Here is a 23,080-nt window from a genome sequence, read left to right as displayed (position 1 = left end):
GTTCGCGTTGGGACAGTTCTTCCCCCCCCCCCCCCCCCCCCCCCCCCCCCCCCCCCCGCCGGTAACCGCGCCGGGGCGGGGTGGGGAGGCTCTCCTGCGGGCGGGTCAGCCGGTGTTCTTGAGGCCGGCGGCCACGCCGTTGATGGTGGTGAGCAGGGCCCGCTGCAGCTCGGGGTCGGGCTCCTCGCCGGCCGCCGCGGCGGCGCGCACGCGCTGCAGCATCGCGACCTGCATGTAGGAGATCGGGTCGAGGTAGCGGTCGCGCACGGCGAGGGTGCGCTTGAGGACCGGCTGCCCGTCGAGCAGCTCGAGCACGCCCGTAAGCCGCTCGATCTCCGCGACCGAGAGCTCGTACTCCTCCTTGATGCGGTCGAACAGCGGCCACAGTCGCTCGGGCACGAGGGAGTGCACGTAGTGCGCGGCGATCTGCAGGTCGGTCTTCGCCAGCTGCATCTCCACGTTGCTGATGAGGCTGCGGAAGAAGTGCCAGTGCTTGAGCATCTCGTGGAGGTCCGGCTCGAGGCCGGCCTCGCGCGCTGCCTTCAGACCGGAGCCCGCACCGAACCAGCCGGGCACGATCTGGCGCGACTGGGTCCAGCCGAACACCCACGGGATGGCGCGCAGGCCGTCGAGGCCCTTGTCCGAGGTGGCGCGCTTCGAGGGCCGCGAACCGATGTTGAGGTCGCCGAGCTGCTCGACGGGGGTCGAGGTCACGAAGTACTCGGGCAGGTCGGGATCGTCGGCGAGGGTGCGGTAGCGGGCGAAGGCCGCATCCGAGACCGTCTCCATCACGCTGCCGAAGCGCTCGAGCTGCTCGGGGCTGGTGCGCGGCGCGGTGTGCAGCGCGGAGCCCTCGATGACGGCCGAGAGCGACAGGTCCAGGTTCTCCCGCGCGAGCGTGGGGAGCATGTACTTGTCGGAGATGACCTCGCCCTGCTCGGTGAACTTGATCTCGCCCTCGAGCACGCCGTAGGGCTGCGCGAGGATCGCGTCGTAGGTGGGGCCGCCGCCGCGGCCCACGGAGCCGCCGCGGCCGTGGAACAGCCGCAGGGTCACGCCGTGGCGGGCCGCGACGTCGCGCAGCCGGCGCTGGCCCTGGTGGATCTCCCACTGGCTGGTGATGACGCCGGCGTCCTTGTTGCCGTCGGAGTAGCCGAGCATGACCTCCTGGCGGTTGCCGCGCAGGCGCACGATCTCCCGGTAGGAGGGGTCGGAGAACAGCGCCTCGAGGATCTCGTCGGCGTGGCGCAGCTCGGCGACCTCCTCGAGCAGCGGGACGAAGCCGATGTCGGCCCGGTTCTCCTCCGCGCCGGGACCGCCGGCGAGGGTGACCAGGCCCGCCTCGCGGGCGAGGAGCGCGGCGGCGAGGACGTCGTCGGCGCCGTGGGTCATCGAGATGATGTACGTCTCGATGACGCTGCGTCCGTAGCGGCGGTGGGCGTCGCGGATCTCGCCGAACACCCGATAGGTGGTGCGGGTGGCGTCGTCGAGGATCGAGGGGTCCTCGCTGATCGAGGTGCCGACCAGCGGCCGACGGCTCGCCAGCTCGGCACCGAGCACCTCGCTGCGCTCGGCGCGGCTGAGCTCGTCGTACGGGCGGTCCAGCTCGCCGACACGGTCGAAGAGCCGCGCGAGCACGTGGTGGTGCTTCTCGGAGTGCTCGCGGATGTCGAGCGTCGCGAGGTTCAGCCCGGAGCCGGCGAGCACCTGCTGGGCGATGGCGACCGCCCCGTCGGCGACCCGATGAGCGCCGTGGCGGCGCAGCGACTCGCGCAGCACGTCGAAGTCGCCGAGCAGCTCCTCGCCGTCGCGGTAGTCCTGCCCGGGCACGTGCGCCTCGCCGCTGCGCACCCGATCCCGGGTGGCGCGGAGCTTGGCGCGCATGGTGCCGAGCTTGAGGCGGTAGGGCTCCTGGTCGAAGAGCTCCTGCTGGGTCTGGTCGACCTCGGATTCGAAAGCGAGGTCCGCGGCGATGGACCCGCGCAGCTCCTCGTCCTCGCCGGCCAGGGCGCTGGAGATCGACAGGTCCGCGATCAGCTCCCCGACCATCTCGATGGCGATGTCGATCGCGGCCTCGGACTGCAGCTGCAGCACCTCGCGCGTCACCTCGGCGGTGACGAAGGGGTTGCCGTCGCGGTCGCCGCCGATCCACGAGCCGAAGCGCAGCGGCACCTGGCGCTCGGTGAGGTCGGCGCCCTTGGCCCGCAGCTCCTCGCGCAGGTCGTCGAGGAAGCCGGGCATCGTGTGCAGGTAGAGCTGGCGCAGGTAGTAGAGAGCGTTGCGCGCCTCGTCCTGCGGGGTGGGGCGGGTGCGCCGCAGCTCGTCGGTCAGCCACAGCGCCTCGATCGCCTCGGACAGCAGGTGGTCCTGGCGGCGGCGCTCGACCGTCCCCTCCTCGGTCTCGGTGGCGAGGAGGTCGGAGATGCGGCGCAGCTTGGTCAGCACGGCGCGGCGGCTGGCCTCGGTGGGGTGCGCCGTGAACACGAGGCGCACGTCCAGCGAGTCGACGGCCTTCTGCAGCCCGTCGGCCCCGACCTTCTCCACGACGCCCTCGACGGCGCGCGGCACCCACGACTCGGCGGCGGGCCGCTCCTGCAGCGCGCGCACCCGGTAGACCTGCTCGGCCGCATTGGCCAGCAGGAAGTACTGGGTGAAGGCGCGGGTGAGGGCGGTGGCCTGCTCGAGGGGCAGCTCCGCGAGGCGGGCCTGCACGTCGCGGGCGCTCGCGGTGGTGTCCTCGGACTTCGCGGACTTGGTCAGCTGGCGCACCTGCTCCACGAGCTCGAGCAGCTCGGGGCCGTGCTGGTCCGCGAGAGTGCGGCCCAGCAGGGTGGACAGCCGGCGCACGCTCGCACGGAGCGGGGCGTCGATATGGGGGTCGTCGCCGACGACGGGGAACTCGCTGGTCAGCGTCGGCACGACGAGGGCGTCGTATTCGGGCACGGGGCCTCCTGGGAGTCGGCGCCGAACGACGGCCGCCGACAGTGAAGGGCGACCGCGTCGGCGCGGGACGAACGGGCCCAGGGTACAGGGGGCGGATCGCGGGACCCCCGCACCGATCGCGGAGCGGACGCAGCGGTGGAATACTGCAGGTCGCCCCCGCGCCATCGCGCCCGAGCTGTTGGAGGAACCGGATGACCCCGCGACGCGACACGGTCCAGCTGCCGATGATGCAGCCGCTGCGGCGGCCCTCGATCATCGACCAGGTCGAGCTGGAGCTGCGCAACGCCATCTACTACGGCGACCTCCGCCCCGGTGACGGGATCCCCGAGGTGCAGGTGTCCAAGCAGATGGGCATCTCCCGCTCCTCGCTGCGCGAGGCCTGCCAGCGCCTGGTGCGCGACGGCCTACTCACCCAGTTCCCGGGCCGCGGCCTGTTCGTCACCCGCATGGACCCCGAGACGATGTCGGAGTTCATCGACTACCGCCTGGGCATCGAGATGCAGGCGGCCACGATCGTCGCCGATCGCGCCGCGCAGCTGCGGGCCGACGGGGACGAGGACGGGGTGCGCGAGCTGCTCGCCCCGCTACGCGAGTGCGCGGCCCGCAGCGCGGCCTCCCTCGCGGCCGAGGAGGTCATCGAGGCGGGGAACGCCGATCTGGACCTCCACCAGCAGCTCGCGGAGATCGCCCGGAACCGTTTCCTCGCCTCCGCCATGAGCACGATCGTGATTCTCACCCGGATGGGCTCCTTCTCGGATCCGCTCGGCTTCGGGGTCCGCGCCGATCTCCCCGAGAAGCACGACGAGCTGCTCGAGGCCCTCGCCGCGGGCGACGACTCGCGGGCCCGAGCGCTGCTGCGTCTCTCCCTGCGGGAGCTCGCCCACCGGCTGCTGACCGGGGAGGGCACCGAGGTGCTCCGCGACCCGGAGCTGCGGGAGAGCACGGGCCCGGAGTGGTCCACGCTGTCGGAGGACGGCTGAGCGCCGGCGGCCCCGAAACACACACGCAGACAGCCCCCGGCGGGAGAACCCTGCCGGGGGCTGTCTGCTACGGCGGAGACGAGAGGATTTGAACCTCCGAGGCGGTTTATCACCACCTACTCCCTTAGCAGGGGAGCGCATTCGGCCGCTCTGCCACGTCTCCTGGCGCTGCGCTCGCACGCAGCACGCCGATACAGCATACGGGCTGGCGCGGGGTGCGCCAAAGCGAGCCCGGGCGGATCACGTCACACCCGGCCGCTCACCCGTCGGCCGTGAGCCCGAGGCGCTTCTGCAGCAGCGTGATGTGCGAGGGGGTGCCGACGCGGTACTTCACCAGGGTGAGGATCCCGTCGGCATCGACGGCGAAGGTCGAGCGGATCACGCCCTCGACGACCTTCCCGTACATGTTCTTCTCGCCCCAGGCGCCGTAGGCCGCCATGGTCTCGTGGCTCTCGTCGCCGGCGAGCGTGTAGGGCAGGCCCTGCTCGGCCACGAAGCGGTCCAGCTCGGGGACCGGATCCGGGGAGATGCCGACGACACGATAACCGGCATCGGCGAACATCCGATGGTGGTCGCGCAGGTCGCAGGCCTGCCGGGTGCACAGGGAGGTGTTCGCGGCGGGGTAGAACCACAGCAGCGCGGGGGCGCCGCGGAGCTCGGCCAGGCTCACCCGGCCGCCGCCCGCGGTGGGCAGGTCGAAGTCGGGGGCTGGGTCGCCGACGGCGAGCGTCACGTTCTCGGTCATGTCTCTCCTGGGGGCGGGGTCAGCGGCCGAGACCGAGCAGGTGCTCGAGCACGCGCGGCACGCCCCGCTCGTCGTTGCCGGGGGCGATGTAGCGGGCGAGCTCGGTGATGCCGGGGTGGGCGTCGGCCATCGCAAAGGACCAGTCGGCCGTCGCATAGAGGCCGGTGTCGTTGAGGTAGTCGCCGAAGACGGCGGTCTGGGCCGGGGTCACGTCGAGCGCGGCCTGCAGGGCCCGGACTCCGCGGCCCTTGTCGACCGTCGGGCTCATGACGTCGATCCAGTGCCGCCCGGAGACGACCACCTGCTCGCTCGCCGTGAAGCGGTCGAAGGCGGGGGCGGTCGCCTCGGCGTCGACCGCGTCGAAGACGGCGAGCTTGAGCGTGGGCCCCTCGACGGCGGTGAGGTCGGGGACGGAGGTGAGGCGGTGGTAGTAGGTGCGCGCCTCGGCGAGGAAGTACTCATCCTCGCCCTCGACATAGGCCGCCTCGACCCCGCAGCGCACCAGGCCCAGCCCGGCGCCGTCGGCGTTCAGGGCGCGCACGAGCTCGATGACCTCGGCGGTGGTCCCCTCCCCCACCGGCGTCGTCTCGACCACCTCGCCCTGGTGCAGGACCAGGGTGCCGTTCTCCGCGATGTAGCTGGGCACGCCCTCCCGGCCGCTGGCCGGATCGGGGCCGAACATGGCCTGGAGCGTCGCGAGCTGGCGGCCGCTCGCGGGGACGAAGGCGATGCCTCGCTCCTGCAGCGTCCCCATCAGCTCCCAGAATCCCGCGGGCAGCTCGCCGTCGGGGGTGAGGAGCGTGCCGTCCATGTCGCTGACCACCAGGCGGAGGTCGGCGGCCCCGGCCGGGATCTCGTCCCAGGGGCGGGCGGCGGTCGCGGGGCTCGTGATCATGGGGTCCTCTCCGAGGGGGCGGGGTCGGAGACGATGCTATCCGGGTCAGCAGGCCTCGGGCGGGGTCCCCCAGGCGTGCTCGACCATCTCCCGCAGCACGTCCTGGTCGACGTCCTCGAGCTTCTTCACCCAGAGACAGGCCTTCCCGAGGCGATGCTTTCCCAGTCGCGCGAGCAGTTCCTCGGCGCGCGGGGTGCCGGTGAGCCCGTAGAGCGAGAGATCGGAGGAGCGGGGGCTGAAGCCCAGGTGGAAGGTGTCGCCCTCGCGTCCGCTCGCGTAGCGGTAGTGGACCTCGCCGAAGCCGATCATGCTCGGGCCCCACATCACGGCCTCGGCGCCGCCGGTCGCCGCGCGGAACAGCTCGAGCAGCACGAGACCCTCCTCGTGGCGGCGCCCGGTCACGGTCGCCAGGTACTCCTCGGGGGTCACCGTGGTGGCGTGGGTCTTGATGTCCTTCGCACCGACGCCGGTGCTCCCCGCGGTCACGCTCGCCCGACGGGTGTCCGGGGCGGGCGGGTTCTGCAGGCTCTCCCCGTGGGCGGCGAGCGCCGCCTGGATCCGTCGGCCGGAGGCGGGGCCGACGCCGTGCAGCGCGGCGAGGGCCGTCCAGTCCTTCCCGGCCAGGTCACCGAGGGTGCGGAGCCCCTGCTCGGCGAAGGCGCGGGAGGCGGGCGAGCCCACGCCCGGGAGCTCGGCGAGCGGAGTGCTGAGCGGTGCGTCGGCGGCGGTCATGGGGTGAGGGTACCGGCGGGGTCGACGGCGCGGGCGCGTCCCGTCGTGCCGCGGGGCACGAAGGTGGTGGGCAGGCCGATGCGGGTGCGCACGGGATCCTCGCGCCGGGGCCTCGTCGCGTCGTCGTGGAGCAGGTCCACGGCGGTCACGCCCATGTCGTAGCGGGGCACCTGCACCGTGGACAGTCCGGGATGGAGCAGCGAGGAGAAGGGGATGTCGTCCCAGCCCACGACCGAGAGTTCCCCGGGGACGTCGACCCCGAAGCCCGCGAGCCGCTCAAGCAGGGCCAGGGCCATGAGGTCGTTGTAGACGAGCACCGCCGTGACGTCGCTGAGCAGCACCGCCTCGGCGCCGCGGCGGCCGCCGTCGACGTCGGGGGTGAAGGCGCCGATGTCCGTCCAGTCCATCCCGGCGGCGGCGCACTGCTCGGCGATGACCTCGCGGCGCACCGCGTCGGAGCGGCTCGCGGGCGGGCCGCCGACGTATCCGATACGGGTGTGCCCGGTGCGGCGCAGGTGGCGGAGCGCGGTGGGGATGCCGGGCAGCGGATCGGCGTAGACCCCCGAGAGGTCCGGGGAGATGCGGTTGACCAGGCTCAGCGGGGTGAGGGAGACGGCCTCGCGCAGGGATGTCTCGTCCATCCGGCTCGAGCAGAGGACGATCCCGTCGACCTGGGCGGCGAGGGTCCGCACCAGGGGGAGCTCGCCCTCCGGGGCCTCCCCCGCGTCGGTGATCAGCAGCTGGGTGCCGAGCTCGTGGGCCCGCGCCTGCGCCCCCTTGAGGACGGCGGCGAAGAAGGGGTTCTCGAGGTCGGGCACGATCACGCCGTACACGCCCGTGCGCCCGGTGATGAGGGCGCGGGCGCTGCGGTTGGGCCGGTAGCCGAGGGCCGACGCCGCGGCGAGGATCCGCTCGCGGGTGGCCTCGCCGACGAGCTCGGGGCGCTGGAAGGCGCGGGAGCAGGTCGCGACGGAGACGTCGGCGCGCTCCGCGACGTCCCGCAGGGTCACGGACATGCCCACCTCCCCACTGCAACAGTTGCATGATCCCGGTGCGAATCTGGCGTGGGCCGACTCTTCCATGCAGGCCGAAGATATGCAATCGTTTCCGGCAAGCGAATTCCCAGGGCGAAGGCGCCGAGAGGAGCACCATGAGAGCGCTGCGCGTGCGAGCACCGGGCGAGGTCCAGGTCGAGGAGGTCCCCGACCCCGTCCCGGCGGCGGGCGAGGCCCTGCTGCGCATCCTCTACGCCGGGATCTGCGGCTCCGACCTCCAGGTCCTGCGCGGCACGCAGCCCTTCGCGAGCTACCCGCGCGTCCCCGGCCACGAGTTCTCCGCCGAGATCGTGCGCATCGAGGGAGATCCGGGCGGCTTCGCCCCGGGCGACGTGGTCACCGGCGTCCCCTACCTGCAGGACGGCACCTGCTCCTCGTGCCGCCGAGGGCTGATCAACGCCTGCGTGCACAACGAGACCCTGGGCGTGCACCGCGACGGCGCCTTCCAGGAGCTGATCACCCTGCCCGTCGACCGGCTCCACGCCGCCCGCGGCCTCGACCCCCGCGACCTCGCGCTGGTGGAGCCCTTCTCGATCGGCCACCATGCCGTGCGCCGGGCGGGGGTGCGCGAGGGCGAGCGGGTGCTGGTCCTCGGCGCCGGGGCGATCGGCCAGCTCACCCTGCTGTCCGCGCGGACGCACGGGGCGCGGGTCTGGAGCGCCGACATCCTCCCGGACCGCCTCGAGCTCGCCGCCTCCCTGGGCGCCGAGGGCACCGCGGATCTCCGCACGGAGGAGATCCCCGACCTCGTCGCCCGCGCCACCGACGGGGACGGCTTCGACGTGGTGCTCGAGGCGACCGGCCTCCCGGTCTCCTTCCTCGGCGCGATCGAGGCCGCCGCCGTCGGCGCCCGGCTGGTGCTCATCGGCAACGGCACCCGCGAGGTCACCTTCAATCAGTCCGCGCTGATCAAGAAGGAGCTGGACGTGCTCGGCTCCCGCAACAGCCGCCATGTCTTCCCGGAGTTGATCGAGCTGATCGCCGGCGGCGCCGTGGACGTCTCCCCGCTGCGCACCCGCACGGTCCCGCTCGCCGAGGCGCCCGCCGTGCTGCGCGCGGCCGCCGAGGGCGCCACGGCCGACCTCAAGATCCTGCTTGACCTGGCCCGCTGACCCGACCCCGCACAGACCCCACCTCAGACCCCTTCTGATCGGAGAGATCCATGACCCTGCGCACCGACGCGCTCGAGGCCGACATCCACTACGACGGCGCCGTCCGCTCCCTGCACGTGCGCGCCGCCGCCGCGGACGCGCTCGCCCCCTTCGAGGGCGAGATCCGCCCCGACGGCGAGGCCCATCTGCTCGAGGGCCCTCTCAGCACCGCCAACGCGAAGGCCCTGCAGGACGCCTTCGAGGTGCTGCGCCCGCAGCTGATCAGCCGCCACCGCACCTCGGTCGGGACCGGCGACCGCATCGGCCTGGCCGGTCCCGGGCAGGCCGCGGCCTTCGCCGCCCACGGCCAGGGGGTCATGCCGGTGCTGGCCCAGCAGTCGATCCGCGAGATGGACCGTCTGGGCCGCTCGGCCCGGACCGTCATGGACGAGGCGGTCTTCGGCCTGCTCGAGGCCGGCTGGGAGGGCGGCTTCGGCGCGGACTGCGACCACATCAAGACCACCGAGGGCATCGACCGCGGCCTCGAGGCCGGATTCGTCATGTTCACGCTCGACCCGGGCGATCACGTCGCCGACGTCACCGGCGGCGTCACCGCGGCGGACGCCGCCTCGCTGCCCTGGGACGCCCTCGAGGACACCCTCGAGCAGACGCTCGCCCGCTACGCCGACCTCACCCTCGACGTCGGCCACTCGCGGATCGAGGTCACCGAGCAGGACGTGATCACCGCGGCCGTGAAGTACGGGGCGGCGGTCGCCGAGGCGATCCGGCTGTACCGCCACGCCATGGAGAACGCGCGGCACGAGATCGAGATCGAGTTCGCGGTCGACGAGACGGCCTGGCTGACCACCTTCTTCGAGCACTTCTACCTGGCCACCGAGCTCAAGCGCCTCGGGGCGAGCTGGTTCAGCTTCGCCCCGCGCTACGTGGACGGCTTCGAGAAGGGCCTGGACTTCCTCGGCGATCCCGAGGAGCTGCGCCGGAACCTCGAGGCCCATCACGCGATCTCCGAGCAGTTCGGCGGCTACCGCATCTCGCTGCACTCGGGCTCGGACAAGTTCTCGATCTACCCGCTGTGCGTCGAGGCGACGCAGGGCCACGTGCACCTGAAGACCTCCGGCACCAGCTACCTGTGCGCCCTCGAGGTCATCGCCGCCCACGACCCGGAGCTGTTCGCCACCATCTGGGAGATCTCCCGCGCCTCCTATGTGAAGGCCCGCGCGAGCTACCAGGTCTCCGCGCACGAGGACCGCACCCCCACGACCCTCGAGGGGGTCGACCTCACCGAGCTGATCCGCTCGGACGATGCCCGGCAGATCCTCCACGTCGGCTACGGAGACTCGCTCAACGCCGCTCTGCCCTCCGGCGAGTCGATCCACGACCGCTTCCTGCGGGTCGTCGCCGCGCATCAGGAGGAGCACACCGCGGTGGTCGCCGAGCACATCGGTCGACACCTGGCGCCCTTCAGCGCGGGCGCCGGAGCCTGAGGGTCCCCGCGGCGCGGGGTCAGCGGCGCGCGTCGAGCGCCCGCACCCCGCGCCAGGCGGCGGGGATGAGCACCGCGGCGATCGCGGCCTTCACCACGCCGCCCGGCAGGAAGGGCCACAGGCCGGCGGCGAGCACCGAGCCGACGGTGATCTCCATGCCCATCACCGAGTGCAGGATCATCGCGAGGTACGGGACGCCGAGCAGGAAGGGCACCGCGCTCGCGGCGAGGAAGCCGGCCAGCGCCAGCAGCGGCCGTCGGTCCCAGGCCCGCTCCGCGAACCAGCCGGCGACGAAGGCGGCGGGCACGAAGCCCAGCGCGAAGCCGAAGCTCGGGGCGAGCAGCATGGCCGGGCCGCCGGAGAACTCGGCGAAGACCGGCGCGCCCGCGAGGCCGACGAGCAGGTAGGCGAGCATCGAGAGGGCGCCGCGCCGGGAGCCGAGGGACGCGCCCACGAGGATCACGCCGAGGGTCTGCCCGGTGATCGGCACCAGCGGCAGCGGGATCGTCACCTGCGCGAGCGCGGCGAGCACGACGACGCCGGCGAGGATCAGCCCCGCATCGGTCAGCAGGGTGCGGTGCGCGGGCAGCGCATCGGCCAGGACGGGACGGCGGGCCGGGACGGCGATCGCGGACATGGGGCTCCTCTGGTCGGCGGGCGGAAGCGCCCAGCGTAGACCAGGCGCGACCCGCGACCTCAGAGCAGGTCGCCCAGTGGTCCGGCGAGCACCGCGCCCGCCCACAGCGTGCAGGCGGCGAGGACGAGCGCGAAGCTCGCCGACCACACCCCGGCGGGCAGAGCCGTGAGCCGGGAGAGCTGCGCGGGATCGTCGCCGCTGCGACCGGAGGCGATCACCGCCCCGAGGTGCCGCCAGGCACCGAGCAGCAGGAAGGCGCCCGCGGCGAGGGTGAGCAGCGCGATCGGTCCCGGGCCGCCCCACCACCAGAGGGCGCCGACGCCCGCTGCGGTGGCGAGCACGGCGAGCACGGTGTGCAGCGACCGGGAGAAGACCAGGGCGAGGACGAGCGCGAGCAGTGCCGCGAACAGCGCCGTGCGCCCCCAGCCGGCGAGCGCGATCTGCACCAGCAGCGCGCCGAGGATCGCGGGCGCCGGATAGCCCGCCCAGGTCGACGCGATCCGGCCGAACCCGCGGGAGGGCCCGACGGTCACCGCGTGCCCGGACATGTCGGCGCTGACCACGAAGCCGGTGAAGCGGCGACCGCAGAGCACGCCGACGACGGCGTGGCCGAGCTCGTGCACGATCGTCACGGCCGGGCGGGTCAGCCGCCACAGCAGGGGCACGCTCACCGCGAGCGCGGTCGCGACGAGCGCGAGCACCAGCCACCAGCCGGGCGAGGGAGCCGCGTCGGGCGGGATCCGCCGCCACACGGCCGCGAGCGCTCCGGGGATGTCCATCGGACCATCGTGCCAGCGGCCCCGGGACGGAGCCTGGGATCATGTCCCGGTGACCCGATCCCCCGTCCTCCCCGACGCCCCCGCCCACTCCCAGGCGAGCCCGCCCTCGATGCTCTCCGCCCTCCGCTCCCCGCGGCTGCTGCGCATCGAGCTGCTCTCCGGGCTGGTGGTGGCGCTCGCGATGATCCCCGAGGTGGTGTCCTTCTCCGTGCTCGCCGGGGTGGATCCGCGGGTGGGCCTGTTCACGGCGGTGATCATGGCGATCACCATCGCGATCGTCGGCGGGCGGCCCGCCATGGTCTCGGCCGCGGCGGGGGCGACCGCGCTGGTGATCGCCCCGCTCGTCGCCTCGCACGGCATGGACCACCTGATCGCCGCCGTGCTGCTGGCGGGGGTGCTGCAGATCGTGCTGGCGCTGCTGGGCGTCGCACGGCTGATGCGCTTCATCCCCCGCTCGGTGATGACCGGCTTCGTCAACGCGCTCGCGATCCTGATCTTCACGGCCCAGCTGCCCCACCTGTTCGGCGGGGACGTGCCGTGGGTGGTGCTGCCGCTGCTCGCGCTGGCCCTCGCCCTGCTGATCGTGGTGCCGCGGCTGATCACCGTGATCCCCGCTCCGCTGATCACGATCGCGGTGCTCACCGTCCTGGTCGTGGTCACCGGATGGCAGGTCCCGGACGTCGCCGACCAGGGCGAGATGCCCGAGTCGCTGCCCGCGCTGATGATCCCCGATGTGCCGCTCACCCTCGAGACGCTGCGGATCATCGCGCCCTATGCCGTGGGGATGGCGCTCGTGGGCCTGATGGAATCTCTGCTCACCGCGAAGCTCGTCGACGACCTCACCGACACGCACTCGGACAAGACCCGGGAGGCCTGGGGGCAGGGCGTCGCGAACCTCGCCGCGGGGGCCTTCGGCGGCATGGGCGGCTGCGCCATGATCGGCCAGACCATGATCAACGTGAAGGACGGCGGGGGCCGCACGCGGCTCTCGACCCTCAGCGCCGGGGTGTTCCTGCTGGTCCTGGTGATGCTGCTGAGCGACGTGGTGGGCCGGGTGCCGATGGTGGCCCTCGCCGCGGTGATGATCATGGTGTGCGTCGCCACGGTGGACTGGCACAGCGTGCGCCCCGCGACCCTGCGCCGCATGCCCGTCTCGGAGACCCTGGTGATGGTGGTGACCGTCGTGGCGACCGTCGCGACCCACAACCTCGCCGTGGGCGTGATCGCCGGGGTGCTCACCGCGATCGTGGCCTTCGCCCGCCGGGTCGCGCACCTGGTGAGCATCGAGGCAGTGTGGGAGAGCGACCTCGACGGCGACGGCACGGTCGACGTGCGCCGCTATCTCGTCCACGGCCAGCTGTTCTTCGCCTCGAGCAACGATCTCGTCTACCGCTTCGACTACGCCGGCGACCCCGAGGTGGTGATCGTGGACCTCACGGGCGCGGACGTCTGGGACGCCTCGAGCGTCGCGGCCCTCGACGCGGTCCGCGGCAAGTACGCCGAGCGCGGCAAGGAGGCACGGATCGTGGGTCTGGAGGGCGAGAGCGCCCGACGGATGGAGCTGCTCTCGGGCCACCTGGGGAGCTGAGCCGCCCCGCGCCCCGCTCTCTGCGTGACAGACTGCTTCCGACGCCGACGTCGCACAGAGAACCAGGTGGCAGCCATGTCCGCAGCGCTCGATCCGCTCGATGCCCGATGGATCACCGCCCCCGGGGACGACCCCCAGAACCCGCTGCTGCGCGCCGTGCTGCACCTGCCCGCCCCGCCGCTGTCCGCGCGCTGGCGGTACACGGGGCTCGGCACGGTGCGGGCCTGGGTGAACGGCTCCCCCGCGTCCGCCTCCCGTCTGGATCCGGGACTGACCGATCCGCGGGTCCGCGTGCAGGTCCTCGAGGTCGACATCGCCCCGCTGCTGCGGGCGGGCGAGAACGTGCTGGGTCTGGACCTGGGTCGAGGCTTCCACGCCCTCACCACCGAGAACGTGTGGCGCTGGGAGCAGGCGCCCTGGCGGGGACCGGTGCGGGCCTGGGCGCATCTGCGCGTGGACCTCGCCGACGGGAGCTCGCGGGTCCTCGCGACCGGGCCCGAGTGGCGCACCGCCCCCGGGCCGGTGACGCACGACTCGATGTACGCGGGCGAGACCTTCGACCCCCGGGAGGACCCCGCCGCCTGGCGCCTGCCCGGCTACGACGACGCCACCTGGGACCCGGTGCTCGTCGAGCCGGACCGCCCCGCCTCCCGCCGACGAGCGGACGGCGACGAGCCGATCCTGCAGCTCCAGGCCCAGGAGCCGGTCGTGGTGCGCGAGGAGATCGCCCCCCGCACCGTCTCCGCGGGGCCCGAGCGGATCGTGCTGGACCTGGGACGGGTGATCGCCGGCTGGTGCCGCTTCGAGCTCGCCGAGCATGTCGATGCCCTCGCCGAGCCGGTCGCCTTCCGCGCCCGGCACGGGGAGAAGCTGCGGGCCGACGGCACGGTCGACGACGACAACGAGCACATCCGCGGCGACCGCTTCCAGCGCGACGACGTCCGCCTGCGCCCCGGGATCGCCGAGTCCTTCGAGCCGCAGCACTCCTACAAGGGCTTCCGCTACGTGCAGCTCGAGGCCGTCACCGGGGACCTCGCCGACGTGCGGGTGACGGGGCTGCTCGCCCATGCGGATCTCGCCCCGGCGAGCACCCTGACCAGCTCGGAGCCCCTCGTCGAGCGGTTCGACGCGGCGATGCGCGCCTCGCTCGCCAACAACATGCACCACGTCCCCACCGACACCCCGATGCACGAGAAGAACGGCTGGACCGGCGACGCGCTGACCGCGCTCGCGGCGATGGCCACGAGCTTCGACATGCACCGCATGCTGCGCAAATGGCTCGACGACCAGGTCGACGCGCAGCGCGCCGACGGCTCCCTCTCGGTCATCTCGCCGAACCCCGGCTGGGGCTATGAGGAGCTCTCCCCCGCCCCCGAGTGGACGACCCTGATGCCGGTGCTGCTCGACGAGCTGGCCTGCGAGTACGGGGATCTCGAGGCGGTCCGCACCCACGAGGCCGCGGCGCGGCGATATCTCGATCACGAGCTGTCCCGCCGCGACGGCGACGGCCTGATCTCCGGGGTGCTCGGCGACTACCTCACCCCCGGAAGCCCCGGCCCCGCCCCCGAGGACAAGCGGCTCAGCGCCACCCTGATGGTCGCGAGCGCCCAGCGCCGCCTCGCCCACGCCCTCGAGCTGGCGGACCTCGCCGGCGGCGCGGAGCTGCGCGCCTCCGCCCAGGAGCTCGAGGACTCCGTGAACCGGGTCTTCCTCGATGCCGAGCGCGGCCTCTACCGCGACCCCGCAGGCACCGGCCCCGGCACCGGCTACCGGCAGACCTCGAACCTGCTCCCCCTTGCGCTCGGCACGGTGCCCGCCGAGCACGTCGCGGCGGTGCAGGAGAACCTGGTGCGGGCGATCGAGGGGGCCGGGGACCACCACGACTGCGGCCACCTGGGCGTGCGCTTCCTGCTCCCGGTGCTCTCCGCGGCCGCGCAGGGGGCGCTTGCCTGGCGGGTGCTCGCGAATCCCACGGCACCCGGCTGGCGTGCCTGGCTCGAGGCCGGGAACTCGACCTTCATGGAGATGTGGGAGGACCCTCGATCCTGTTCGCACTACTTCATGGGCACCCCGGCGACCTGGCTGCACGAGAACGTGGCCGGGCTGCGCCGCGGACCCGACGGCTGGGGGAACTTCCTGGTGGCGCCGGATCCCGACGTCCCCGTCGGCCGGATCACGATGACGCGCCGCACGCGGGCGGGCGAGATCGCGCTGGCGGTGGACCGGGAGGCGCGCACGCTCCGGCTCACCGTCCCGGGCGGCACCCGTGCCCGCGTGCTGCTCCCGGGCACGGACCGGCAGCTCGGGCCCGGGGAGCACGCCCTGGACTGGTGAGCCTGGTGAGACTGGTGAGGGCATGAGGAACGCCCGCCGCTCCGGCACTGGGCCGGGGCGACGGGCGCGATCCGCAGGTCCCTGATCAGGGACGGGCGGGAGGTCTCAGAGGGGGCGGATGTTCGACGCCTGCAGGCCCTTGGGGCCCTGCTCCACGTCGAACTCGACGCGCTGGTTCTCCACCAGGTCGCGACGGCCGGTGCCGACGATGGCGGAGAAGTGCGCGAACACGTCCGCGCTGCCATCCTCGGGGGCGATGAAGCCGTAGCCCTTCTCGGAGTTGAACCAGTTGACGGTGCCAGTTGCCATGGCGATATTCCTTCGGTCGTGAACCACTTCAGTGGTCCGTTGCCCCCGTCGAAGGTGCCGACGGGAGATCCGCCGCAGGTGCGGCGCAGTCGCCGGAGCGACCTCGTCGAGCCTACGGCACCGAGCCGACATGCGACACCGCGTTGTGGACGGCGGAGTGTGCGCCCGCTCTCATTCCCCGTCGGGCTCGTGCCGCAGCAGGTCCCCGACCTGGCAGTCGAGCGCCTCGCACAGCGCAGCGAGGGTCGTGAAGCGCACCGCCCGCGCCCGACCGTTCTTCAGCACCGCGAGATTGGCCGGGGTGATCCCGACCCGCTCGGCGAGCTCGCCCACGGTCATCCGCCGACGGGCGAGCTGCACGTCGATGTCCACCACGATGCCCACTCAGATCACCTCGTCGAGCTCGGACTGCAGGTGCTCCGCCCGGGTGAGGGTCTCGGTGGCCTGCACCAGCAGCTGGCGCTGCACCCGGATCACCAGCGCCACCCCTGCGACCACGAGGGCCAGTCCGCCGAGCACGAGCACCATGCCGGGGGCCATCGCATCCCCCGGGTGCAGGCGGTTGGCGATCGCGCCGACGATCGGCACCCCGAGCACCACCGCGGCGAGCGCGAGCACGGCGGCGACGATCCGGTCCACCTCGCGGAAGGAGCGCGCGGAGAACACCCGGCCCTTCCGCACCAGGGTGAGCAGGCGCAGGATGCTCACGGCCACGACCTGGAGGGCGAGGATCCCGAGCACCGCGAGGACGATCAGCGCGACCGTGATGCCGTCGACGCGGTCGGGGGCGTCCTGGTCCCACCAGGGGGAGGTGATCACGGCGAGCTGCACGACGGCGCTCCCCGCGAGCGAGATCCACAGGATGATCCGCAGGATGACGATGGTGGAGGCTCTCATGACCCCTCCTTCTCTCGATGAACGACAGAAATCTATCGTTTCTCGATAGATCTGTCGAGGGGTGGACGATGCGGGGCACGGACACCGCGCGCCGGTAGCCTCGGAGATGACCGACCCCGCCGCTGGTTCGAAGGAGTTCCGTTGACCGTCGTCGTCACCGCCGTGTTCTACCCCCTGCCCGACCGCAAGCAGGAGCTGGCCGACGCCATGCAGCGCGGCATCGCCGCCGTGCACGGCGAGCAGGGCTGCGAGCTCTACGCGATCCACGACTCCGAGGACGGCACGATCACCATGATCGAGAAGTGGACGACGGTCGAGGACCTCGACGCCCACGGCTCGGGGAGCGTCGTCGAGATCCTCCGCGCGGACGTGAAGGACCTGGTCGCGAAGCCGGCGACGGTCACCCGCATGACCCCGATCCCCGCGGGCACCGAGGCGCAGGGCCAGCTCTGACCCCTCCCCGAGGGTGACTCTCCTCTCCCCGGGCAACCGCTCGCCCCGCGCGGCACGCGCCGCGTGTTCGCTCCGGGACCCTCGTCCTCCTGTGCTGACCTGCGGGACCGTCCTAGACTGCTCCTGAGCCTGTGGCGATCCCATCCCCTCATGGTCAGTGCCGATCCCGGGCTCCCGGCGTCCCGCTCGGTGCGCCGCGGCCCCCGGAGTCGAGGACGAATCATGACTACAGCGGCCGAGGCGCCTCGCGGGTTCTCCCCGCGCGTGGCGCTGCAGAAGGTCGGCACCTCCCTGTCGAACATGGTGATGCCGAACATCCCCGCGCTCATCGCGTGGGGCATCCTCGCCGCCGACCACCCGCTGTTCCCCGCCGTGCGCGACGCGATCGCTGCCCGGAAGGTTCAGCTCTGACGGGACGGGTCCGCTAAGGTCCCATCCCGTAGGCACCCGCCACCACCACCCCGACTGAAAGGCCATCCCATGGCAGAGCGCACCGTCACCATCGCCAGCGCCTCCGGGCTCCACGCCCGTCCGGCCACCATCTTCTCCAAGGCCGCCGGCGAGCAGCCCGCCCAGGTCACCATCGAGAAGGTCGGCGGCAACCCCGTCCCCGCCGCCTCGATGCTGATGCTCATGACCCTCGGTGCCGGCAACGGCGACCAGGTCGTGCTGCGGGCCGAGGGCGAGGGCGCCGAGGAGTCCCTCAAGGCCCTCGGCGACCTGCTCGAGACGGATCTCGACGCGGGCGCCTGAGAGCCCCGCGCACGACAGACGAAGGGCGCCCCACCTCGCGGTGGGGCGCCCTTCGCGCGTCCTGCGGTCAGTGGCTGGTCACAGACCCAGCTCGCCGAGCACCGGGAGGCCCGCGCGGATCGCGTCGCGGCCCTCCTCGGCGGTGCGGGCGGAGACGGCGGCCCGTGCCAGCTCCTGCGCCTGCTCGAGGGTCACGGTGGAGAGCACCTTCGCGACCGCGGGCAGGGAGCGCGGGGTCATCGACAGGGAGGTCACGCCGAGGCCCACGAGCACGACCGCGAGGCCGGGGTCGCCCGCCGCCTCGCCGCACACGCCCACGGGCTTGCCGCCCGCCGTGGCGGCGCCGGTGCAGGTCGCCTCGACGAGGGCGAGCACCGCGGGCTGCCACGGGTTGTTGAGGTGCGCGAGGGAGCCGAGCATGCGGTCGGCCGCCATCGTGTACTGGGTGAGGTCGTTGGTGCCGATCGAGGCGAAGTCGCACGCGGCGAGCTGCCGGTCCGCGGTGATCGCGGCCGACGGGGTCTCGACCATGATCCCGGCGGGGCTGAGGCCGCGCTCGGCGCACAGCGCGGCGAAGTCCTCGGTGTCCTCGACGGTCGAGATCATCGGGGCCATCACCCACGGGGTCGCCTCGGTGTCCGCGCCCGCGGCGGCGATCGCGTCGAGCTGGTTGGTGAGCACGGAGCGCTTCTCCCAGCTGGTGCGGTAGGCGCGCACGCCGAGCGCGGGATTGGGCTCCTCGGCGTCGGTGAGGAAGGGCAGCGGCTTGTCGGCGCCGGCATCGATCGTGCGCACCACGACCTTCTTCCCCGGGAACAGGGTGAAGACCTCGCGATAGGCGGCGGTCTGCTCCTCGACGGTGGGCTCGTCCTCGCGGTCCAGGAAGAGGAACTCGGTGCGGAACAGGCCCACCCCGTCGGCGTGTGCGGCGACCGCCTTCTCGGCGTCCTTGGCGCCGCCGATGTTGGCGAGCAGCTGGACGGTGTGGCCGTCGGCGAGGACCCCGCCGCCGCCCTCGTAGGTCAGCGGGTTCTTCTGCAGCTCGCTCCACGCCGCGGCGAAGCGGTGGTGCTCCTCGGTGACCTCGTCGGTGACGGTGCCGTAGCCGGCGTCGACGAACACCTCGGTGCCGTCGGCGAACTCGTGGATGCTCTTGGCGGCGACGATCGCCGGCAGGCCCAGCTGGCGGGCGAGGATCGCGGTGTGGGACTGCGGGCCGCCGTCGGAGGTGACCAGGGCCAGGACCCGCTCCGGGTCGAGGGTCGCCGTGTCGGCGGGGGCGAGGTCGATCGCGGTGAGGATGAAGGGCTCGTCGACGTCGGGGATGCCCGGAGCCTGCTCGCCGCGGAGCTCGGCGACGATGCGGGCGCGCACGTCGCGCACGTCGGTGGCGCGCTCGGCCATGTAGCCGCCGAGGCCCTCGAGCATCGTCGCGACCTGGTCCCCGGCCTCCCACACGGCCCGCTCGGCGCTCTTGCCGGCGCTGAGGACGAGGCCCTTGGCGGTGGTGGTCAGGGACGGGTCCGCGGCCATCTGCGCGGTGGCCTCGAGGATCGCCTTCCCGTCCCCGCTGGCGCGCTCGGCGAGCCGGGTGAGAGCGGCCTGCACCGCGGCGGCGGCGGCGGGGATGCGCTCGGCCTCGGCGGCGGCGTCGGCCCCCTCCGGGAGGGTCGCATCGGCGGCGGGCTCGGCGACCGGCGGGGCCATGGTGCGGATCGTGCCGACCACGCGGCCGGGGCTGACGGGGACGCCGGTGTACTGGGCCATTGCGGTGTTCTCCTCGGTGCGACGACGGCGCGGGACCTGCCCTCCCATCGTACGCGCGCGGCCTGACCACCTCCTACGATGGCCGCATGACGGCGATGGCGTGGGAGCACCTCCGCGAGCCCGACCTCCGGGGCCGGACCGTGGTGATGACCGGGGCGAGCGACGGGCTGGGCCGGGAGGCGGCGCTGCAGCTGGCCCGCTGGGGCGCCGATCTGGTGCTCGGAGTGCGCAGCCGCGCCAAGGGGGAGATCGTGCGGGAGCGGATCGTGGTCACCGCCTCGCACGCCCACACCTTCGGCGCCATCGACCTCGCCGATCCCCACTTCGCCCGGGGCGGCTGGTCGCTGCGCGCCGGCTACGGGCGTTCAAAGCTGGTGACGATGCTGTGGGGGCTCGAGCTCGCCGAGCGTCTGCAGGAGGCTGGCTCTTCCGTGGACCTGCAGCTCGTGCATCCGGGCTGGGTGCTGACGAACCTGCAGAACGCGACCGGCTCGGCTCGCCTGGACCGGGTGGTCACCGCCGCGAGCCGCCCTTTCGCGATGTCCCCGTCGGACGGCGCCGCCGCGGTGCTGTTCGCCGCGACCCAGCCGCTCCCGCCCGGCTCCTACATCGGGCCCGACGGGCGCGGGGCGCTGCGGGGGCGGCCGACGCTGCTGCGCCGCTCCGTGGCCGCGCTGGACCGCGACCTGGCCCGACGGGTCGCCGCGTGGGCGCGGGCGGAGGTGGCGCGGTGAGCGGAGGGTGCGGGATTCGAACCCGCGGTACAGGGTCACTGCACAATGGTTTTCAAGACCATCTCATTCGGCCGCTCTGACAACCCTCCCGGTGCCCGGAGGCACCCGCGGGAGTCTACCGGGACCTGCGGCGCAGCGCCTTGTCGACCTCGACCACGGCGAGCACCAGCAGCCCGGCGCCGAGCGGGATCAGCCAGCCGGCCCAGCCCACCGGGGCGGAGCCGAAGGCCGCCTGCAGCGGGGGCAGGTGCACGAAGGCGAGCTGCAGCACGAGCATGACCGCGATGCACAGCCAGGAGACGGGGTTGGTGGTCAGCAGCTCCCGGCGCAGGCTCGTGCCGGCGCTGAAGCGGGAGGCGAGCAGGTAGAAGATCTGACCCACCACGAGGGTGTTCACGGCGGTGGTGCGGGAGACCTCGAGGGCCACGCCCGCGGCCTGGCCCCCCAGGAACACCGCGATCGTCACCGCGCCCAGCAGGAGCGAGACGTACACGATCCGGACCACGCCCGCGCGCGAGAGGATCGAGGCGCCCGGCGGGCGGGGCGGGCGGTCCATGACGTCGGGCTCCCCGGGCTCGAAGGCGAGGGCGAGCGCGAGGGTGACGGCGGTGATGGTGTTGACCCACAGCACCTGCACCGGGGTGAGCGGCAGGGTCATCCCCAGCACCACCGCGACCAGGACGACCAGGCCCTGCGCGCCGTTGGTGGGCAGGATGAACACGATCGCCTTGCGGAGATTGTCATAGATGGTCCGACCCATCTCGACCGCGGCGCCGATGGTCGCGAAGTCGTCGTCGGCGAGCACCACGTCGGCCGCCTCCTTCGTGGCCTCGGTGCCCTTGATGCCCATCGCGACGCCCACGTCGGCCTTCTTCAGCGCCGGGGCGTCGTTCACCCCGTCCCCGGTCATCGAGACCACCTCGCCCTGCCCCTGCAGGGCGGTGACCAGCCGCAGCTTGTGCTCGGGGCTGGTGCGGGCGAAGACCGTGCGGGTGCGCACGAGCTCGGCGAGCTCCTCGTCGTCCGCGGCGTCGAGCTGCGCGCCGGTGACGGCGCCGAGCTCGTCGGTGATGCCCATCTCGCGTCCGATGGCGGTCGCGGTCCCGGCGTGGTCTCCGGTGATCATGAGCACCCGGATCCCGGCGCGCTGCACGGTGCGGATCGCGCGGACGGCTTCCTCGCGGGGCGGGTCGATGATCCCGTACAGGCCGAGGAAGGTGAAGCCTCCGTCCTCGACGTCCGCGGCGCCCAGGGTCCGGGCATCGTCCTCGGCGCGGCGTACGGCGGCCGCGAGCACCCGCAGCCCCTGCCCACCGAGCTCGTCGATCCGCCGCTCCCAGCGCTCCCGCTCGCCCGGCGCGAGGTCGCAGCGGTCCAGCAGCCGGTCGGGCGCGCCCTTGAGGTGCACGAGCGTCCCGACGCCGTCGACCCGGTCGAGGGTCGCCATGTACTTGTACGCGGAGTCGAAGGGCACCGCGGCGAGGCGGTGCTCGTCCTCCCCCGCGCTCCCGGCCTTCATCGCGAAGGTGCGCAGTCCGCCGTCGGTCGGCTCGCCCGACAGCGCCCAGCCCTCGGCGGTGCAGCTGAGGGAGGAGTCGTTGGTGCGCGCCGCGACCTCGGCGAGCAGGCGCAGGTCGCGGTGCTCCCGCGCCGTCACCACCCGGCCCGCGGAGCGGATCTCCCCCTCGGGGGCGTACCCGGTGCCGGTCACCTCGTAGGTGCCCTCGGGCGTGACCACGGTGCGCACGGTCATCTCGTTCCGGGTGAGCGTGCCGGTCTTGTCCGAGGCGATCACGGTGACCGCCCCGAGGGTCTCGACCGAGTTCATGCGGCGGGTGATCGCGCTGCGCCGGGCCATCGCCTGGACGCCGAGGGCGAGGGTGATGGTCAGCACCGCGGGCAGTCCCTCCGGGATCGCGGCGACCGCGAAGCCGATCGCGGCGATCGCGAGCTCCCCGAGCCCCTGGTCGTGCAGCACCCACCCGAGCACGAACATGAGCACCGCGGCGGCGACCACCACGACCGAGAGCTTCGTGGAGAAGTCGCTCATCTGCCGGGTCAGCGGGGTCTCCATCGCCTCGACCTCGTCGAGCATCGAGGTGATGTGCCCGATCTCGGTGGCCGTGCCGGTGGCGACCACGACGCCGCGCCCGGAGCCCGAGGTGAGGGTGGTGCCGGAGAAGACCATCCCGCTGCGGTCGCCGAGCGGGGCGTCGGCGGCCACCGGCGCCGGGGACTTCTCCACCGCGAGGGACTCGCCGGTCAGCGCCGACTCCTCGGCGCCGAGGCTGTTCGCCTCGAGGAGGCGCAGGTCCGCGGGGGCGCGGTCGCCCGCGCCGAGCCGCACCACGTCCCCGGGCACGAGCTCCTCCGCGGGGACGGTGCGCCAGGCGCCGTCGCGGCGGACCTGCGCGTCGAGCGACAGCATCGAGCGGATGCTCTCGAGCGCATCGGCCGCCCGCCCCTCCTGGACATCCCCGATCACCGCGTTGACCAGCACCACGGCGAGGATCACGATCGTGTCGACCAGGTGCCCCATGACGGTGGTCAGCACCGCCGCGCCGAGCAGCACGTAGATCATCGGGTCCTGGAACTGGCGCAGGAAGCGCACCACCCGGGACTCCCGCTCGCCGGCGGGCAACGCGTTCGGGCCGTGCCGCTCGAGGCGCTCGGCGGCCTCGTCGGCGGAGAGACCGGCGGGCCGGGAGCCGAAGGCCTCCAGCACCTCCTCCCCGGTCAGCGCATGGGGCGCGGCGCGGTCGGCGGGACGGGTGGGGCTCGGGCTCGCGGGCTCGCTGTGCATCGTCCTGTCATCCTCCCCCCGCGAGCCTCGCCCCGGCCGGGACCTTCGGCGGGGCGCCGCGCGACGGAGGCATACGCTGG

21 protein-coding genes and 2 tRNA genes are annotated in these 23,080 nt (G+C 73.1%); 9 read left to right on the top strand and 14 right to left on the bottom strand.

The window, feature by feature from the left end; genetic code table 11:
- Window positions 1–105 precede the first annotated feature (105 nt).
- Entirely contained in the window at window positions 106–2,943 is a 2,838-nt protein-coding gene (gene ppc / locus V1258_RS13405) for a phosphoenolpyruvate carboxylase (RefSeq protein WP_329750148.1), read from the bottom strand.
- A 191-nt stretch (window positions 2,944–3,134) separates the two neighbouring features.
- Between ppc and V1258_RS13400 the strand changes: the two genes are divergently transcribed.
- Window positions 3,135–3,923 carry a GntR family transcriptional regulator gene (locus V1258_RS13400; RefSeq protein ID WP_329750147.1) on the top strand — a complete coding sequence of 263 codons (789 nt, stop codon included), beginning with the start codon at window positions 3,135–3,137 and terminating at the stop codon, window positions 3,921–3,923.
- Window positions 3,924–3,996: 73 nt separating this feature from the next.
- On the opposite strand, the gene V1258_RS13395 is transcribed toward V1258_RS13400, so the two are convergent.
- The 5 genes from V1258_RS13395 to V1258_RS13375 all read right to left on the bottom strand — a co-directional run bounded on the left by V1258_RS13395 (window position 3,997) and on the right by V1258_RS13375 (window position 7,311).
- Window positions 3,997–4,086: transfer RNA gene (locus V1258_RS13395), tRNA-Ser, on the bottom strand.
- A gap of 96 nt (window positions 4,087–4,182) precedes the next feature.
- A complete protein-coding gene (locus V1258_RS13390; protein ID WP_329750146.1) occupies window positions 4,183–4,668 on the bottom strand; it encodes a peroxiredoxin in 486 nt (161 codons plus the stop codon).
- A gap of 19 nt (window positions 4,669–4,687) precedes the next feature.
- Window positions 4,688–5,563 (bottom strand): HAD-IIB family hydrolase, encoded by an 876-nt coding sequence (locus V1258_RS13385; protein WP_329750145.1) that lies wholly within the window; start codon window positions 5,561–5,563, stop codon window positions 4,688–4,690.
- Window positions 5,564–5,608: 45 nt separating this feature from the next.
- Window positions 5,609–6,295 carry a DUF1801 domain-containing protein gene (locus V1258_RS13380; RefSeq protein ID WP_329750144.1) on the bottom strand — a complete coding sequence of 229 codons (687 nt, stop codon included), beginning with the start codon at window positions 6,293–6,295 and terminating at the stop codon, window positions 5,609–5,611.
- Window positions 6,292–7,311, bottom strand: a complete 1,020-nt coding sequence (locus V1258_RS13375; protein WP_329747079.1) for a LacI family DNA-binding transcriptional regulator — start codon at window positions 7,309–7,311, stop codon at window positions 6,292–6,294. Before V1258_RS13375 ends, V1258_RS13380 begins: the two co-directional genes overlap by 4 nt.
- A gap of 134 nt (window positions 7,312–7,445) precedes the next feature.
- Between V1258_RS13375 and V1258_RS13370 the strand changes: the two genes are divergently transcribed.
- Window positions 7,446–8,462: a zinc-binding alcohol dehydrogenase family protein gene (locus V1258_RS13370; RefSeq protein WP_329750143.1), complete on the top strand. Its 1,017-nt coding sequence runs from the start codon at window positions 7,446–7,448 to the stop codon at window positions 8,460–8,462.
- Window positions 8,463–8,512: 50 nt separating this feature from the next.
- On the top strand, window positions 8,513–9,946 hold the full coding sequence (locus V1258_RS13365; RefSeq protein ID WP_329750142.1) for a tagaturonate epimerase family protein: 1,434 nt from the start codon (window positions 8,513–8,515) through the stop codon (window positions 9,944–9,946).
- Between the two features lie 19 nt (window positions 9,947–9,965).
- Here the strand turns inward: V1258_RS13365 and V1258_RS13360 are convergent, their stop codons facing one another.
- Both V1258_RS13360 and V1258_RS13355 read right to left on the bottom strand, forming a co-directional pair.
- A complete protein-coding gene (locus tag V1258_RS13360; RefSeq protein WP_329750141.1) occupies window positions 9,966–10,583 on the bottom strand; it encodes a biotin transporter BioY in 618 nt (205 codons plus the stop codon).
- A gap of 59 nt (window positions 10,584–10,642) precedes the next feature.
- The gene (locus tag V1258_RS13355) at window positions 10,643–11,362 is read right to left on the bottom strand and encodes a M50 family metallopeptidase (protein WP_329750140.1); all 720 of its coding nucleotides are present in this window, start codon (window positions 11,360–11,362) and stop codon (window positions 10,643–10,645) included.
- Between V1258_RS13355 and V1258_RS13350 the strand changes: the two genes are divergently transcribed.
- Together V1258_RS13350 and V1258_RS13345 are read left to right on the top strand one after the other, a co-directional pair.
- Window positions 11,355–12,950 carry a SulP family inorganic anion transporter gene (locus tag V1258_RS13350; protein WP_442878626.1) on the top strand — a complete coding sequence of 532 codons (1,596 nt, stop codon included), beginning with the start codon at window positions 11,355–11,357 and terminating at the stop codon, window positions 12,948–12,950. The two genes, V1258_RS13355 and V1258_RS13350, sit on opposite strands and share 8 nt — an antisense overlap.
- A 75-nt stretch (window positions 12,951–13,025) precedes the next feature.
- On the top strand, window positions 13,026–15,284 hold the full coding sequence (locus V1258_RS13345) for a family 78 glycoside hydrolase catalytic domain (RefSeq protein WP_329750139.1): 2,259 nt from the start codon (window positions 13,026–13,028) through the stop codon (window positions 15,282–15,284).
- A 105-nt stretch (window positions 15,285–15,389) separates the two neighbouring features.
- On the opposite strand, the gene V1258_RS13340 is transcribed toward V1258_RS13345, so the two are convergent.
- The 3 genes from V1258_RS13340 to V1258_RS13330 form a co-directional block, all read right to left on the bottom strand.
- Window positions 15,390–15,593 carry a cold-shock protein gene (locus V1258_RS13340; RefSeq protein ID WP_329747072.1) on the bottom strand — a complete coding sequence of 68 codons (204 nt, stop codon included), beginning with the start codon at window positions 15,591–15,593 and terminating at the stop codon, window positions 15,390–15,392.
- A gap of 171 nt (window positions 15,594–15,764) precedes the next feature.
- Window positions 15,765–15,977 carry a helix-turn-helix domain-containing protein gene (locus tag V1258_RS13335; RefSeq protein WP_329747071.1) on the bottom strand — a complete coding sequence of 71 codons (213 nt, stop codon included), beginning with the start codon at window positions 15,975–15,977 and terminating at the stop codon, window positions 15,765–15,767.
- The gene (locus V1258_RS13330) at window positions 15,978–16,490 is read right to left on the bottom strand and encodes a DUF2975 domain-containing protein (protein WP_329750138.1); all 513 of its coding nucleotides are present in this window, start codon (window positions 16,488–16,490) and stop codon (window positions 15,978–15,980) included. It abuts the gene before it with no gap.
- Between the two features lie 141 nt (window positions 16,491–16,631).
- Here V1258_RS13330 and V1258_RS13325 point away from each other — a divergent pair, with 141 nt between their 5' ends.
- The 3 genes from V1258_RS13325 to V1258_RS13315 all read left to right on the top strand — a co-directional run bounded on the left by V1258_RS13325 (window position 16,632) and on the right by V1258_RS13315 (window position 17,696).
- The gene (locus V1258_RS13325) at window positions 16,632–16,943 is read left to right on the top strand and encodes a putative quinol monooxygenase (protein WP_329750137.1); all 312 of its coding nucleotides are present in this window, start codon (window positions 16,632–16,634) and stop codon (window positions 16,941–16,943) included.
- 222 nt (window positions 16,944–17,165) lie between these two features.
- Window positions 17,166–17,354 carry a hypothetical protein gene (locus V1258_RS13320; RefSeq protein WP_329750155.1) on the top strand — a complete coding sequence of 63 codons (189 nt, stop codon included), beginning with the start codon at window positions 17,166–17,168 and terminating at the stop codon, window positions 17,352–17,354.
- A gap of 69 nt (window positions 17,355–17,423) precedes the next feature.
- Window positions 17,424–17,696, top strand: a complete 273-nt coding sequence (locus tag V1258_RS13315) for an HPr family phosphocarrier protein (protein WP_329750136.1) — start codon at window positions 17,424–17,426, stop codon at window positions 17,694–17,696.
- A gap of 78 nt (window positions 17,697–17,774) precedes the next feature.
- Here V1258_RS13315 and ptsP read toward each other — a convergent pair whose 3' ends face one another.
- Window positions 17,775–19,463, bottom strand: a complete 1,689-nt coding sequence (gene ptsP, locus V1258_RS13310) for a phosphoenolpyruvate--protein phosphotransferase (RefSeq protein WP_329750135.1) — start codon at window positions 19,461–19,463, stop codon at window positions 17,775–17,777.
- Window positions 19,464–19,549: 86 nt separating this feature from the next.
- Between ptsP and V1258_RS13305 the strand changes: the two genes are divergently transcribed.
- Window positions 19,550–20,197, top strand: a complete 648-nt coding sequence (locus V1258_RS13305) for a hypothetical protein (protein ID WP_329750134.1) — start codon at window positions 19,550–19,552, stop codon at window positions 20,195–20,197.
- A 1-nt stretch (window position 20,198) separates the two neighbouring features.
- On the opposite strand, the gene V1258_RS13300 is transcribed toward V1258_RS13305, so the two are convergent.
- Window positions 20,199–20,286, bottom strand: a tRNA-Ser gene (locus V1258_RS13300).
- A gap of 26 nt (window positions 20,287–20,312) precedes the next feature.
- Window positions 20,313–23,000: an HAD-IC family P-type ATPase gene (locus V1258_RS13295; RefSeq protein WP_329750133.1), complete on the bottom strand. Its 2,688-nt coding sequence runs from the start codon at window positions 22,998–23,000 to the stop codon at window positions 20,313–20,315.
- Window positions 23,001–23,080 lie beyond the last annotated feature (80 nt).

Source organism: Brachybacterium sp. J153 (assembly GCF_036311905.1).
Lineage (GTDB): Bacteria > Actinomycetota > Actinomycetes > Actinomycetales > Dermabacteraceae > Brachybacterium.
Note: the sequence above shows the minus strand (reverse complement) of the source record. Positions and strands in the feature narration are given on the sequence as shown.

Bases quoted from the DNA above. Each gene is read 5' to 3' on its own strand.
- V1258_RS13380 (WP_329750144.1), bottom strand. From the start codon at position 6,295: ATGACCGCCGCCGACGCACCGCTCAGCACTCCGCTCGCCGAGCTCCCG.
- V1258_RS13305 (WP_329750134.1), top strand. From the start codon at position 19,550: ATGACGGCGATGGCGTGGGAGCACCTCCGCGAGCCCGACCTCCGGGGC.
- V1258_RS13360 (WP_329750141.1), bottom strand. From the start codon at position 10,583: ATGTCCGCGATCGCCGTCCCGGCCCGCCGTCCCGTCCTGGCCGATGCG.
- V1258_RS13365 (WP_329750142.1), top strand. From the start codon at position 8,513: ATGACCCTGCGCACCGACGCGCTCGAGGCCGACATCCACTACGACGGC.
- V1258_RS13400 (WP_329750147.1), top strand. From the start codon at position 3,135: ATGACCCCGCGACGCGACACGGTCCAGCTGCCGATGATGCAGCCGCTG.
- ptsP (WP_329750135.1), bottom strand. From the start codon at position 19,463: ATGGCCCAGTACACCGGCGTCCCCGTCAGCCCCGGCCGCGTGGTCGGC.
- V1258_RS13390 (WP_329750146.1), bottom strand. From the start codon at position 4,668: ATGACCGAGAACGTGACGCTCGCCGTCGGCGACCCAGCCCCCGACTTC.
- V1258_RS13330 (WP_329750138.1), bottom strand. From the start codon at position 16,490: ATGAGAGCCTCCACCATCGTCATCCTGCGGATCATCCTGTGGATCTCG.
- V1258_RS13350 (WP_442878626.1), top strand. From the start codon at position 11,355: ATGTCCATCGGACCATCGTGCCAGCGGCCCCGGGACGGAGCCTGGGAT.
- V1258_RS13320 (WP_329750155.1), top strand. From the start codon at position 17,166: ATGACTACAGCGGCCGAGGCGCCTCGCGGGTTCTCCCCGCGCGTGGCG.
- V1258_RS13295 (WP_329750133.1), bottom strand. From the start codon at position 23,000: ATGCACAGCGAGCCCGCGAGCCCGAGCCCCACCCGTCCCGCCGACCGC.
- V1258_RS13345 (WP_329750139.1), top strand. From the start codon at position 13,026: ATGTCCGCAGCGCTCGATCCGCTCGATGCCCGATGGATCACCGCCCCC.
- V1258_RS13375 (WP_329747079.1), bottom strand. From the start codon at position 7,311: ATGTCCGTGACCCTGCGGGACGTCGCGGAGCGCGCCGACGTCTCCGTC.
- V1258_RS13355 (WP_329750140.1), bottom strand. From the start codon at position 11,362: ATGGACATCCCCGGAGCGCTCGCGGCCGTGTGGCGGCGGATCCCGCCC.
- V1258_RS13340 (WP_329747072.1), bottom strand. From the start codon at position 15,593: ATGGCAACTGGCACCGTCAACTGGTTCAACTCCGAGAAGGGCTACGGC.
- V1258_RS13315 (WP_329750136.1), top strand. From the start codon at position 17,424: ATGGCAGAGCGCACCGTCACCATCGCCAGCGCCTCCGGGCTCCACGCC.
- V1258_RS13370 (WP_329750143.1), top strand. From the start codon at position 7,446: ATGAGAGCGCTGCGCGTGCGAGCACCGGGCGAGGTCCAGGTCGAGGAG.
- V1258_RS13385 (WP_329750145.1), bottom strand. From the start codon at position 5,563: ATGATCACGAGCCCCGCGACCGCCGCCCGCCCCTGGGACGAGATCCCG.